The organism is Allobosea sp. P5_A5 (genome assembly GCF_056400625.1).
In genome coordinates, this window is sequence record NZ_JBFUKY010000001.1 from 144,645 (window position 1) to 157,033 (window position 12,389).

Here is a 12,389-nt window from a genome sequence, read left to right on the forward strand (position 1 = left end):
TGGTCTATCGGCAGAAATCGGGGCAGCCCGCAGCCCAAAACGGTTGGTCGGGCTCAAGCGCAGGTATCGCAGGCCGGGGTTTGCGTCCGGGCAGATCCTCCGGGACCGGCTGCACCAGCTCCCACCAGCGATGGGCGCATTGCGACCGGTAGGCCATCTGATCGGAGATGGAGGTGTTCTCCCGAGCCAGCACGGCGTCGAGCGCCGCGCAGGTCTGGCGCAAGCGCGCGTCGGCGGCATCATCGGGATCGTTGGCGTAATCATGGAAGGCTTCCGTGAAAACCTGCATCTCGCGCTCGATGTGCGGCCAAGCCGAGCGTTCCAGGTTCCAGGCGTCCATCCATTCGCGGACCACGGTCTCGACGGCCTGCGCCTTCGGCTGGTCCTTCACCTTGCGCGCCGTCGTCAGCATATGGCGCATCAGTTCGGCCCGGGCATGGACGCGCCGGGCCTCGATTGCCGCCTCCTGCATCCGGGCGACGGCACCGGTGGCCTCCTGCTGCAACGCTTCGACGAAATGAGGCATCGGGTGTCCTTCAGGGCAGCGTAGAAAGGCGTTCGATCATGCGCTCGAACAGTTCGTGAGCCTCGACGGTCGACACGACATGCGCATTGGGCTCCCGCTTCAGCCGGCCGTTCCAGTCGATCGTGGTGCGGCCGCGCAAGGGTCCATCAGTCGTCTCGACGCCGACATGGCAATCGCGGCCTGAAAACAGGTCGGGCCAGAGCAGATAGGCGATGACGCAGGGGTCGTGCATGGGATGGCCGGCGCTGCCGAGCCCGCCGGGGCGGGGGCGGGTGAGCATGCCGTGGACGGCCTTGCCGGCCTTATTGCCGAGATTGCCGATGCGGGCGATCTGGTCGTGGCTGGCGAGGGCCTGCAGCGTCACGCCGAGGCCGAACATCACGATCGGGCGGTCGCAGCCGAAAACGACAGCCGCCGCGTGCGGGTCGACATAGGTATTGAATTCGGCGGCCGGTGTGATGTTGCCAAGCCCGATCGCGCCACCCATCACCACAATGCGGTCGATCTTCGGCAGGATGTCGGGCGCCAGCCGGAAAGCCAATGCGAGATTGCTCAGAGGACCCAGCGGACACAGCGTGATGCTGGCTGGAGCAGCGCGGCAGATCTCGATGATCGCCTGTACGGCGTGGCCGGGTGCAGCCTCGCTTTGGGGCTGGGGCAGTCCGGCGCCTGCCAGTCCGTCCGGCCCGCAGACGAATTCGGCCGTTTCCAGCGGCAGGACGAGCGGGCCTTCGGCTCCGCGATACACGGGCACCTCGCCGCGCCCGGCGAGGTCTCGAATTCGCAGCGCGTTGGCGGTGGTCTGCGCGACCGGGACATTGCCGGCGACGGTGGTGATCGCCTTCAGGTCGAGCTGTCCACGGCTGGCGAAGGCCAGCAGCAGCGCGACGGCATCGTCCTGCCCCGGATCGGTATCGATGATGATGGCTTCGCGCATCAGGCCGCCTTTGCGTTTCCGGCCATGATCATATGGGCGATGTCGTCGGCCTGGAGATCGCCCAGCGGCCGGTCGACATATTTGCGACCGGCACCCATGATCACCACGCGGTCGGCCAGAGCAACGACGTCGCGCATGTTGTGGCTGATCAGAATGACGGTGCGTCCATCGGCCTTGAGCTTGCGGATCAGGTCGAGCACGAGCGCGCTCTCCTTGACGCCGAGCGCGGCCGTCGGTTCGTCCATGATAATGATCTCGGCGTTCCAGCGCAGCGCGCGTGAGATCGCGACCGCCTGACGCTGGCCGCCGGACAGCCGCTCGACCGGCCTCGTCATGTCGGTGACAGCAGCGGAAAGCTGCGACAGGTAGCGCCTCGATTCCGCGATCATCCGCTTCTTGTCGAGCACGCGCAGGAAGGGGAGCAGCACGGGCTTCGTCAGCTCCGAACCCATGAAGACGTTCTGCGCGATCGAGAGCCGAGGGGCGAGCGCGAGGTCTTGGTAGATCGTCGCGACGCCGTGCGAGAGCGCATCATGCGGGGAGGCGAAGCTGACCGGCTTGCCGCGCAGATGGATCGTTCCCCTCGTCGCCTCCTCGGCGCCGGAGATGACCTTGATCAGGCTCGACTTGCCGGCGCCGTTGTCGCCGCAAAGCGCCACCACTTCGCCCGGAAAGATGTCGAGATCGACCTCGCGCACCGCGACGACGGGACCGTAGCTCTTGCCGATGCCGCGCAGCGAGAGGAGGGGGGTGGGATTGGTCATGGCGTTTAACCAGATTGCTATGGATCGGCGATCGGGCGCGGCTTGCCCCCTCCCTTGCGGGAGAGGGTCGGGGTAAGGGGTCCGCGACGTTTTCCGGTGCCGGTCTTGCCAGGTGCGAACTGGAAAGCGCAGTGCGACCCCTCATCCGTCCCGGCTTCGCCGAGCCACCTTCTCCCGCAAGGGGAGAAGGTGAGGAGCCTCACTTCTTCAGGAACTGCTGGACGTTGTTCTTGTCGACCAGAACGGCGTCCATGAAGAGGTAGGGGCCGCTGGTGACCGCCTCCTTGGGCTTCTTGTCGATGACGATGGTCTGGATCGCATCGACCGCCTTCCTGCCCATCTCCTCGAAGGGCACCGAGACCGTGGCCATGAAGGTGGAGGCGGGGTCGGCGATGCGCTCGTAGCTTTCCTGCCCGCCATCGACGGAGACCAGCGGGATCTGGCCCTTCTTGACCCCTTGAGCCTGCAGCAGATCATCGATGATGTAGGCCTGCCCGTCGAACGAGGCCCAGATGCCGTTGACCTTGCCCTGGTTCTGCAGGAGCAGCGCCTGCATGCCGGAGCGGACATCGTCGCGCCAGCTCTGGGTGCGGGCCATCGAGAACTTGCCGATATCCTTCACGCCCTGGTTTTCGGCAAGTACGATATCGAGCACCTTGCCGCGAATGCGCGAGGCGACGTTGAGGTCGAAGCGCGCGGTCAGGATGTTGCCCTGGTAGCCGAGCTGGCCGAGCAGGTAGAGCGCGGCATCGGCGCCGATCTTGTATTCGTTCGACTGAATGTCGAAGAGCGCATGCGGGCTGGCGCCGGACTGCACGGTGATGACGGGGATCTTGGCATCCTTGGCCGCCTGGAACTGGGCGTCGGCCTCCACCGGCTTGCCCATCGCGATGATGATGGCGTCGACCTTCTTGGCGATGAGCGCGTCGAACTGCTCGGCGTGCTTGGGCAGTGCGCCTTCGGAGTTCAGCAGCGTGACGTTCCAGCCCTTCGCCTTGGCTGCGGCTGCCGCGGCGTTGGCGACGCGCGCGTGGGTTTCCGACGAGAACTGGAAGCCGATGATCCCAACTTCGAAGGCGTGGGCCGATGGGGCGAGCGCGAGCAGGGCCGCGGCCGCCAGTAACGTCCTGATCCTCATGAAAGACTTGCCGATCATCTGCGTATTCCCCTCGTTTTGTTTTTGAACGTCAGACCCTGAAGGCCGCCTTCTTCATGGCGCTGGCCGAGAAGGCGACGGAACCGATGATGATCGCGCCGAGCACGATGTCCTGAATGTAATAGGGCGCGCCGAGCAGCACCAAGCCGTTGCCGAGCACCTTGAGCACCAGGGCTGCGAACACCGTACCCTGCACGCTCGGCTTGCCGGGGTCGAACATCGTCATGCCCAGCAACACGGCGGCGATGGCGTAGAGCAGATAGTCGCCCGCCATGTTCGGCGCGGCCGAGGACAGGTTGGCGGCCAGCAGCACGGCCATGATGCTGGCGAAGACACCTGCGAGCAGCAGGCCGATGCGCTTCATCCGGCCTGTCGCGATGCCGGCCAGACGCGCCGCCTCGTCGGCCTCGCCGGTCGCGGTCATATGCGCGCCCGTCTTCGTCCATTTCACCAGGCCATAGGCGAACAGCGTGGCGGCGGCCATCCACAGCACCAGGTTGGGAATGCCGAAGCTGGTGCCGCGCGCAAGCCCGGTGAAGCCGACGGGCCAGCGCCCGACGAAGGCGATGCCCTGGGTGATCATGAAGGCGAGCCCCTTGGCGATCGCCGCCGTGCCCAGTGTCATGATCAGCGAGGGAATGCGCAAAACGGTGACGCCGAAGCCATTGAAGGAGCCGAGCGCGACACCGACCGCGAGCGCGGCCAGCACGGCGAGCGCCGGCGGATAATGCTGCTGCACCATCCAACCGCAGACCACCGCGGCCAGGCTCGCGATCTCGGCGACCGAAAGGTCGAGCTCGGCCACCGTGAAGGCCAGCGCGAAGCCCAGCGCCAGAATGGCGAGGAAGCTGGTATCCTTCAGCACGTTGATGATGTTGGTCGCGGTGGCGAAATTCGGCGCGAAGACGAGGAAGAACAGGATCAGCAGCAGGCCGGCCAGCGCCGTGCCGTAGCGACCGATCAACTCGCGCAGGTCGATGCGGCCCAATTCAGGCTCCCCTGGCGATCGTCGAGATCGGCGACAGGATCTCGATGCCGCCGGTGATCGGGATCAGGGCGCCGGTCACGAAGGCCGCGCCTTCCGAAAGCAGGAACGCGATCACGTTGGCGACATCCTCCGGCCGTCCCAGCCTTCCCAGCGGCGTCCGCACCGCTGCGCCCTCGACCAGCGCGTTGAACTGCCGCGCGAATCCGTTTCTCACCATTGGCGTATCGATGATGCCGGGCGCAACAGCATTCACGCGGATTCCCTGCGGGCCCAATTGCTGGGCCATGCCGCGTGTCAGCGTGGCGACCCCGCCCTTGGCCGAGCCGTAAGCGAGATTGGCGCCGCCATTGCCGTGCGCGATCGAGGAGATATGGACGATCGCGCCACCTTGCCCCTGCGCGATCATCTGCCGTGCCACCGCCTTCGAGATGCGGAACACGGCCGAGAGGTTGATGTCGACGAGCTTGTCCCACTCGTCATCCTCCATCTCGACCAGCGGCACGGGCCGCGAGGCGCCCGCGCCGGTGACGAGGTTGTCGAGCCGCCCGAAGCGGCTTTCGGCGAGCGCGATGAGTGCGCCTGGCAAGGCATGGTCCTGCACATCGCCCGCCAGCGCCACGGCGTCGCCCCCAGTAGCGACGATCTCGGCGGTGACCGCATCGAGCCCGGTCGGGTCGAGGGCGGTGAGGACGAGGCGGTGTCCGCGGGCGGCGAGCATGGCGGCAAGCACGCCGCAGATGCCGCCGGAGGCGCCGGTGATCAGGGTGACGGGGGCGGGGCTTGCGGTCATCGGCGTCAGGCAGCCTTGCGCGCTTCGTAGGCGCGCACCAGCGCCTGCGCGCGCCGCGGCTCGACCGCGTTCAGGGTCTGCCGGTCCTTCTTGATGGACGTCCCGATGATGAAGATGTCGGCGACCTCCGCTAGACGCGCGATGTTTTCCTCCGCCACCCCCGTGCCGACCGCGACCGGCGTATCGGCGACATGCTTCGCCACGCGCTCGATCAGCGCGATATCGGCTTCCTTGCCGGCGGCCGGCCCGCCCACGCAGACCACGTCGGCCAGGCCGATGAAGACCGCGCCCGAGGCGAGCTGTTCGACGGGCCGCGTATCGAGATTGATCGAGAAGCCCGGCGTGACGTTGCAGATGATGCGGATCTTCTCCGCGCCGAGATTGGCCCGCAGGCGCAAGGCCCGCGCGCCGTCCGGGGCCATCATGCCGATGTCGCCGGCAAGCAGCCCGGTCAGGAAGGCACGTACGAAGCGCCCGCCCGTGGCATGGGCGACGGCGATGGAGGCCGGCGGGTCGATCAGCATGTTGACGCCATGGGGCAGGCTGGTCCGCGCCTGGCACTCGGCGATGACCTCCGTCATGGCCGCGACCACCTCGACTGGCATGTTCGCCTCGTAGGGCATGTCCGACTCGTTGGTGTAGAGCAGCGCGTGGAAGCCGGCCTCCTCGAGGATATTAGCCTCCTCCCTGGCCTGGGCGACGATCTTGCGCATGCCGCCGCAGCGGTCATAAAGCGGCGTTCCCGGCAGGGCGAGCGTGTGGACGCAACCGACCAGCAGGTGGTCGCGGCCATATTCGGTCTGAACGAGGCTCTTCATGGCGTCGGACCTTTACGAAGAGAGCGGGGCGTGGATGCCGGGCAGGCTGCCGACGCTGCGCGAGAGGGCGGCAAGATCGGTCGAAATCGGCGCAAGGGCGGTCTCCGCGCGCCGAAAGAGCGCGAACAACGCGTCATAGGCGTCGCGTCTGGCGGGGTTCGGCTCGTAGCGGGCGCGTGTCGCGACCAGCGCATCTTGCGCGGCAGCCAGCGATGCGAACCGGCCAAGCCCTGTCCAGGCGATGATGGCCGCGCCGAGCAGGCCAGGCTCCTTGGCCGTGCCGACCACCACAGGCCGGTCGCAGATATCGGCCTTGATCTGGGCCCAGACCGGATTGGCGGCCGCGCCGCCGCCGAAGCGGATTTCGCCGACGGGCTCGCCAAGGGCGGCCTCCGCCTTCTCCAGCACGATGCGATTGAGAAAGGCGACCCCCTCGAGCACCGCGAAGGCGAGGTCAGTCCCGCCATGCTGGCGGCCGAGGCCGAGGAAGGCGCCGCGCAAGGAGGGGTTCCAGTAGGGCACGCGCTCGCCCTGGAGATAAGGCAGGAACAGAAGCGGCTGCGGGTGGCGGCGGCCTGCCAACAGCGCGCCGATTTCGTCCGCCATGGTCGCGCGGCCATGCTCGTGCACGCCGAGAAGATCCATCAGCCAGGCGGCGGTGTCGGCGCCGTTCTGGCTCGGCCCGCCGAGCTGCCAGAGCCCGCGCCAGTCGACGGTGAGAAGTCCTTCCGCGACAGCCGCCGCATCGCCGACGACCCCCAGCACTTCCGTGGTCCCGGAGATGTTGTAGGCGAAGCCGCTTCGCATCGCGCCAAGGCCTGTCACAGCGACCCAGGTGTCGCTCGATGAGCAGAAGACCGGCACGCCCGCCAGCCGGCCCAGCGCGCGCCCGAGACCCTGCCGGACCGGCGCGAGAACATCGCACGGTTCCAGCAATGGCGGAATGATCGAGGCCTCGAGGCCGATGGCAGACAGCGCATCGGCCTTACCCTCGCGCTGAGCGCAGGCCATCAGCCGCGCCATCGAGACCGGATCGCCGGCCTGTTTTCCGGTGAGCCGGAAATTCAGCCAGTCCTTCGGTTCCAGAACGGTGGCGAGCGCGCGGAAGCTCGCCTCCTCCTCCTCGGCGAGCCAGGCGAGGCGAGCCAGCGGGTGAAAGGCGTTGATGCGCTCCGCTTCCGGATGAGCCGGGAGCAGCGCGCGCAGGCGAGCGGCAGCGGCCTCGGAGCGGGTGTCCTTCCAGGTCATGGCGGGACGAAGCTGGCGCCCGTCGCGCCCGACGAAGACCTGCGTGCGGGTGACGCCGCAGATGGCGATCGCCTCGACCGTGCCGAAAAGCTGCGGTTCGGCTTCGGCGAGCTTGCCGGTCGCTTCTGTGAAGACCGCCCACCAGGCATCGGCGTCGATCTCGGACCATCCCATGCGGTCGATCGGGGTCGGCCCTGGAATGGTGCTGTCCGCCAGCGTGCGGCCGGCGCCATCGATCAGCGCCGCGCGAAAGCTTGTGCCACCGAGGTCGCAGGCGAGGACCACGCTCATGGTACGACGCTCATGGCGCAGCGCTCATCTGCCGGCGGATCGTGAAACGGTAGATGTCACCGCGGATCAGATTATCGCTGACCTCGATCACGCCTCCGACCGCATCGCGAGCGACGCGCTGCGAGCGAAAGACCGCCGTGCCTTCGGCGATGCCGAGATGGCCGGCGTCCTCGGCGCTCGCGCCCAGCGGCTCCAGCGTCTCCTCGACGGTGGCGACATGGATATCGCGGCATTCGGCAAGATAGCGATAAAGCGAAGCGTCGCTCAGATCATCCGGGTCGATGTGCCCGAGCATGGCCGCGCCGAGACGCGAGCGCTGCAGCACGGCAGGCTGGTCGTCGAGGCTGCGCAGCCGAAGCAGGTCGACGACGCCATCCTTGGCGACATCATGGCCGAACAGGGCGAATTCACTGGGGGTGGGTGCGCGGCAGGCCAGCGTCAGCACGCGTGTCCTGGGCACACGGCCAGCCATGCGGGCCTCGCTGTGGAAATCGACCAGGCTGCCGAGATGCTTGGTGATGTGCCTGGGCCGATAGAAGGTGCCCTTGCCCTGCCTGCGCTCGATCAGCCCGTCGTCCTGCAACTGCTTGAGGGCGGCACGGATCGTTGTGCGACTGGCACTGTAACGCTCGCAGAGCTCATGCTCGGAAGGAACCCCCCGCGACGCGTCGCCTGCGGTCGACAGACCGAGTTCGATGTTCTCGGCGATCTGCTGATAGCGGACCATGGCGGCATCCGAAACGCGATCCCCCATAGGAAGATACAAATCCAATACAAGTCAAGCGGCGGTCGGGGACGAGTTTGGCTGCGCCGCGATATCAGGCGAGGATGTCGTCCAAGGACTGCGGCCTGCCGAGTAGATAGCCCTGGCCGTTTTGAAAGCCGAGCTGCCGCAAGGTTTCGAATTCCTGCTCGGTCTCGATGCCTTCGGCGACGATGACGGTCTCGGCGCGCCGGGCGAATTCGGCGAGAGCCGCTGCCATCGCTCGTCTCACCGGGTCGCGGTCGACGTTGCGGGTCAGGCTGATGTCGAACTTGATCACGTCCGGCCGCATGCTGAGGATGTGGCGCATGCTCGAATAGCCCGCGCCGGCATCGTCGATGGCGACGCGCATGCCGCGCTCCCGCAGAGGCGCCAGCGCGTTCAGAATGGGCTGATAGTCGGCAATCGGGACGTGCTCGGTGATCTCGATGACGATCCGGCGGGGATCGAAGCCCGAAAGCGCCTCCATCACCGACGCCGCCACCAGCGTGTCGGGCGAGATGTTGACGCTCGCCGTGAGCGGAGCCGGCAACGCGGCGCAAGCCGACAGCGCCTTTCGCACGGCGAGCAGTTCCAGCTCGGCGCCGACCGCGACGGCATGGGCCTCGGAGAACCAGCGGTCGGGCGAGCGGAGCGGCTTTGTGCCAAAGCGGGCCAGACATTCGACGCCGGTCAGCGACCGGTCGGACAGTCGCCTGATCGGCTGGAAGACGATCTGCGGGTCGTCGTTCTCGATCGCCTCACGGATCGGCCGCAGCGAAGCGCGACGCTCGGTGTCGTCGCGGACATCCGCCGCGATATCGGTTGCGAGGACACGGCCGAAGGTGCGCACCAGCTCGAGATCGCGCTGACCAAGTTCGGGCATCGGCTTGTGGCTGAAGCAGCAGAACGTCCCGAAGATGCGGCCATCGGCCAGCTCGATCGGCACGCTGAGATGGGCACCGATCGGGATCGAGGCCGTTTCGGGCAGCGAGCGGGCCAGTTCGATCTTGCCGGTATCGGGGATCAGCTCCGGCAGGGCACCGCTGACGACATGGCGGCAATAGCCCGATGCGAGCGGGATCAGGTCGCCTGCCTTGAGAATCGGATTCTCGGGTGCACTGTCGACATTACGAAAGACGCGGTTTTGGCCGAGGAATTCAGAGACGAAGGCCACGTCCATGCGAAGGAACGTGCGGATCGCATGGAGGATGCGATCGATATTCTCAGCCACATGCGGCGAGACCGCCGTCGGCGCCTGGCTCCAGTGCAAAGCGTGCGCCAGCATCGATTCCGAGCATCCCTTCTCAAGCGATGGCCCCTGCAGCGATATCTATGCTGGTTTCGCGCGCTCGGTAAAGTTGTCCGAAAGCCTCAGTGAGACTCAAGACGGGCATGCTTGACGAGGTGTTATGAGAGATCGGCAGAGCGAGAATGTGCTGCGCCGACGGCTCAGGCGACGCCCATCGCCAGCAGGTCGTGGACATGGACGAGACCGACCGGCCGCGCTTCCCCATCGGCGACGATCAGCGCGGTGATCCGCAGGCGGTTGACCAGTTCCAGCGCCTCCGCGGCAAGCGTATCGGGGCCGACCCGGCGCGGGTCGATGCTCATGATGTCGCGGGCTCTCAGCGCGGCGCCTCCAGGCATCGTCGCCTTGCGGCGCAGATCGCCATCGGTGACGATTCCGGCAAGCCGGCCTTCGAGGTCGGTCACGATCGCGCAGCCGAAGCCCTTCTGGGAAATCATCGCCACCACATCCGGCAGCAGCGTGTCGAGCCCGCATATGGGCAGTTCGCCACCGCGATGCATGATGGCATCGACCGTCTTCAGCTGGGCGCCGAGCTTGCCGCCCGGATGGTAGACGAAGAAATCCTGAGGCGAGAAGCCGCGCGCCTCGAGCAGCGCGACCGCGAGCGCGTCTCCCAGCGCCATCTGCATCGTGGTCGAGGTGGTCGGTGCCAGACCGTTCGGGCAGGCCTCGGTCGCCTTGGGCAAGATCAGCGCGACATCGGCTTCCCGGCCCAACGTGCTCTCGAGGTTGGCCGTGAAGGCGACGAGCCCGACGCGGAAACGTCGGGTATAGCCGACCAGCGCGGCAAGCTCGGCCGTCTCGCCCGACCAGGACAGCGCAATCACCACGTCCTCGGGCCGGACCATGCCGAGATCGCCATGGCTCGCCTCGGCCGGATGGACGAAATGCGCCGGCGTGCCCGTCGAGGCCAGCGTCGCGGCGAGCTTGCGCCCGACATGGCCGGATTTCCCCATTCCGGAGACGATGACGCGGCCGGTCGCAGCCCGGATCAGCGTCACCGCATCGATGAAGGGCTGGCCCAGGCCATCGCTTAGCGCGGCATGCAGCGTGTCGAGCCCCTCGCGCTCGGTGGCGATGGTGCGGAGCGCCGAGGCGCGGATGTCATCGGTCATGTCGGGCGCTTTAGCATAGGGACGCGGCGTCTTTCCACCGGCGAGGTCACGGGAGCTGCGGCGTTGACGGCTCCTTAACCCTGCTGGTTCTAACTCCGTTAACCATGCGCGGCCTTGAGCGCGCGACGTTTGCCTGGAGCCCGAAGCGCCCCGTGTCCGGCCGTGCGACCCTTTTGCTGCTGACCGGCACGGCGTTGGCCGGGCTCGTGCTCGCCACGGGCGCGAGCGCGCAGCAATCGCCGCGAACGGGGCTGCGAACCGGCACGCCGGAGACGCCCACGCTGAATCAGTCGCTTCCAGGCGCTCTGCCCGGCACGACCGGCGAAACGCAGACCAATGCGGACGGGCCGCTAACCATCGCCGCCTCTCCTTCGGCGATCTCGCGCAACCAGCCGCGGCGCGCGAGCAAGCCCGTGCAGGCACCCGCCCTGCGCGGCAGCCTGCAGCGGGATATGCGCCTGGCGCCGGCGACGGTGGGAAGTTTGCCGCCGCAGGATACCGCCTTGTCGCCCGCGCCGCGCAAAAAGCTGCCAAAGGACGAGGATCCCTGGGCGCCGCTCGGCGTCAGGATCGGCTCGGTGGTGCTGAAGCCCGCGATCACGGCCTCGGGTGGCTACGACACCAATCCGGAGCGCAGTTCCGCAGCAGGCGTCAAGGGCTCCTATTTTCAGCGATACGACGCCGAACTCGGCGTCCAGTCCGACTGGAACGTTCATGAGCTGAAGGGGCAATTGCGCGGCGGGTATATCGACTATCTCAGCAATCGGGCTGCCTCTCGCCCGGATGGCGAGGCCAATCTCGACCTCAGGCTCGATGTCACGCGCGATACCCGCATCCTGCTGGAGACACGCGCCCGGCTCGACACGCAGAGGCCCGGCTCCCCCGATCTGACCGCGGCGGTTCAGGGTCGCCCGCAAGTGCTGCAATATGGCGGCTCGGCCGGCATCACGCAGGATATCAACCGGCTGCAATTGACACTGCGCGGCTCGGCCGATCGCAGCGATTACGAGGACGCGCAGCTCTCCAGCGGTGCGATCCTCTCGCAGAGGGATCGCAATCAGACGCAATACGGCCTGCGCCTGCGCGCCTCCTACGAGGTGACGCCGGGGTTGAAGCCCTTCGTCCAGGCCGAGATCGACCGGCGCGACTTTGACGAGAAGACCGATACGAGCGGTTTCATGCGCTCCTCCGATGGCGTGACCGGCCGCATCGGCTCCAGTTTCGAAATCACGCGGCAGCTGACCGGTGAAATCTCCGGCGGTTACCAGAACCGGCGCTACGAGGATGGACGTCTGAGGGATCTGCGCGGCTTCGTCGGCGACGCCTCGATCCTGTGGTCGCCGACGCCGCTGACCACGATCACGCTGCGCGGTGCGGCGGAACTGGGTGATACCACGGTCCCGGGATCGTCAGGCACCACGGCGCGGCGCGTGACCATCGAGATCGCCCATGCGCTGCGGCGAAACCTGATCGTCACCGGCTTCGCCAATTTCGGGCGCACGGAGTATGAGGGGCAAAGCCTGCGCGAAGACCTTATCAATCTCGGTGCAAAGCTCGAATATAAGCTGACGCGGACCTTCTCGGTGCGCGCGAGCTTCACCCATGAGCGGCTGAATTCGACCGCGACGGGAGCGGATTACACGGCGAACATCTCGCAGGTGGGGCTGCGCGTTCAGTTCTGAAGCGGCGTCCTGCCGACACA

At 66.9% G+C, this 12,389-nt stretch carries 12 protein-coding genes; 1 reads left to right on the top strand and 11 read right to left on the bottom strand.

Features of this window, described 5'->3' with window-relative positions; translation table 11 throughout:
- Positions 1 to 4: 4 nt before the first annotated feature.
- From AC1DR6_RS00765 to AC1DR6_RS00815, 11 genes are all read right to left on the bottom strand, one after another.
- Entirely contained in the window at positions 5 to 526 is a 522-nt protein-coding gene (locus tag AC1DR6_RS00765; protein ID WP_476827270.1) for a hypothetical protein, read from the bottom strand.
- A 10-nt stretch (positions 527 to 536) separates the two neighbouring features.
- A complete protein-coding gene (locus AC1DR6_RS00770) occupies positions 537 to 1,463 on the bottom strand; it encodes a nucleoside hydrolase (RefSeq protein WP_476827271.1) in 927 nt (308 codons plus the stop codon).
- Positions 1,463 to 2,227: an ATP-binding cassette domain-containing protein gene (locus tag AC1DR6_RS00775; protein ID WP_476827272.1), complete on the bottom strand. Its 765-nt coding sequence runs from the start codon at positions 2,225 to 2,227 to the stop codon at positions 1,463 to 1,465. The genes AC1DR6_RS00770 and AC1DR6_RS00775 overlap by 1 nt, the downstream gene beginning before the upstream one ends.
- 199 nt (positions 2,228 to 2,426) lie before the next feature.
- Positions 2,427 to 3,383 (bottom strand): sugar ABC transporter substrate-binding protein, encoded by a 957-nt coding sequence (locus AC1DR6_RS00780; protein WP_476827273.1) that lies wholly within the window; start codon positions 3,381 to 3,383, stop codon positions 2,427 to 2,429.
- A 31-nt stretch (positions 3,384 to 3,414) separates the two neighbouring features.
- Complete coding sequence (locus AC1DR6_RS00785) at positions 3,415 to 4,371, bottom strand: ABC transporter permease (protein WP_476827274.1); 957 nt, start codon at positions 4,369 to 4,371, stop codon at positions 3,415 to 3,417.
- A 1-nt stretch (position 4,372) separates the two neighbouring features.
- Entirely contained in the window at positions 4,373 to 5,161 is a 789-nt protein-coding gene (locus AC1DR6_RS00790) for an SDR family NAD(P)-dependent oxidoreductase (protein WP_476827275.1), read from the bottom strand.
- 5 nt (positions 5,162 to 5,166) lie between these two features.
- Entirely contained in the window at positions 5,167 to 5,979 is an 813-nt protein-coding gene (locus tag AC1DR6_RS00795) for a BtpA/SgcQ family protein (protein WP_476827276.1), read from the bottom strand.
- 12 nt (positions 5,980 to 5,991) lie between these two features.
- Entirely contained in the window at positions 5,992 to 7,518 is a 1,527-nt protein-coding gene (locus tag AC1DR6_RS00800; RefSeq protein WP_476827277.1) for a xylulokinase, read from the bottom strand.
- 10 nt (positions 7,519 to 7,528) lie between these two features.
- A complete protein-coding gene (locus AC1DR6_RS00805) occupies positions 7,529 to 8,245 on the bottom strand; it encodes a GntR family transcriptional regulator (protein ID WP_476827278.1) in 717 nt (238 codons plus the stop codon).
- A 91-nt stretch (positions 8,246 to 8,336) separates the two neighbouring features.
- Complete coding sequence (locus tag AC1DR6_RS00810; protein WP_476827279.1) at positions 8,337 to 9,548, bottom strand: sensor domain-containing phosphodiesterase; 1,212 nt, start codon at positions 9,546 to 9,548, stop codon at positions 8,337 to 8,339.
- Positions 9,549 to 9,712: 164 nt separating this feature from the next.
- On the bottom strand, positions 9,713 to 10,687 hold the full coding sequence (locus tag AC1DR6_RS00815; RefSeq protein WP_476827280.1) for a KpsF/GutQ family sugar-phosphate isomerase: 975 nt from the start codon (positions 10,685 to 10,687) through the stop codon (positions 9,713 to 9,715).
- A 152-nt stretch (positions 10,688 to 10,839) separates the two neighbouring features.
- Between AC1DR6_RS00815 and AC1DR6_RS00820 the strand changes: the two genes are divergently transcribed.
- On the top strand, positions 10,840 to 12,369 hold the full coding sequence (locus AC1DR6_RS00820) for an outer membrane beta-barrel protein (RefSeq protein ID WP_476827281.1): 1,530 nt from the start codon (positions 10,840 to 10,842) through the stop codon (positions 12,367 to 12,369).
- Positions 12,370 to 12,389: the final 20 nt, after the last annotated feature.

Bases quoted from the DNA above. Each gene is read 5' to 3' on its own strand.
- AC1DR6_RS00815 (WP_476827280.1), bottom strand. From the start codon at position 10,687: ATGACCGATGACATCCGCGCCTCGGCGCTCCGCACCATCGCCACCGAG.
- AC1DR6_RS00770 (WP_476827271.1), bottom strand. From the start codon at position 1,463: ATGCGCGAAGCCATCATCATCGATACCGATCCGGGGCAGGACGATGCC.
- AC1DR6_RS00780 (WP_476827273.1), bottom strand. From the start codon at position 3,383: ATGATCGGCAAGTCTTTCATGAGGATCAGGACGTTACTGGCGGCCGCG.
- AC1DR6_RS00810 (WP_476827279.1), bottom strand. From the start codon at position 9,548: ATGCTGGCGCACGCTTTGCACTGGAGCCAGGCGCCGACGGCGGTCTCG.
- AC1DR6_RS00775 (WP_476827272.1), bottom strand. From the start codon at position 2,227: ATGACCAATCCCACCCCCCTCCTCTCGCTGCGCGGCATCGGCAAGAGC.
- AC1DR6_RS00765 (WP_476827270.1), bottom strand. From the start codon at position 526: ATGCCTCATTTCGTCGAAGCGTTGCAGCAGGAGGCCACCGGTGCCGTC.
- AC1DR6_RS00800 (WP_476827277.1), bottom strand. From the start codon at position 7,518: ATGAGCGTGGTCCTCGCCTGCGACCTCGGTGGCACAAGCTTTCGCGCG.
- AC1DR6_RS00790 (WP_476827275.1), bottom strand. From the start codon at position 5,161: ATGACCGCAAGCCCCGCCCCCGTCACCCTGATCACCGGCGCCTCCGGC.
- AC1DR6_RS00795 (WP_476827276.1), bottom strand. From the start codon at position 5,979: ATGAAGAGCCTCGTTCAGACCGAATATGGCCGCGACCACCTGCTGGTC.
- AC1DR6_RS00805 (WP_476827278.1), bottom strand. From the start codon at position 8,245: ATGGTCCGCTATCAGCAGATCGCCGAGAACATCGAACTCGGTCTGTCG.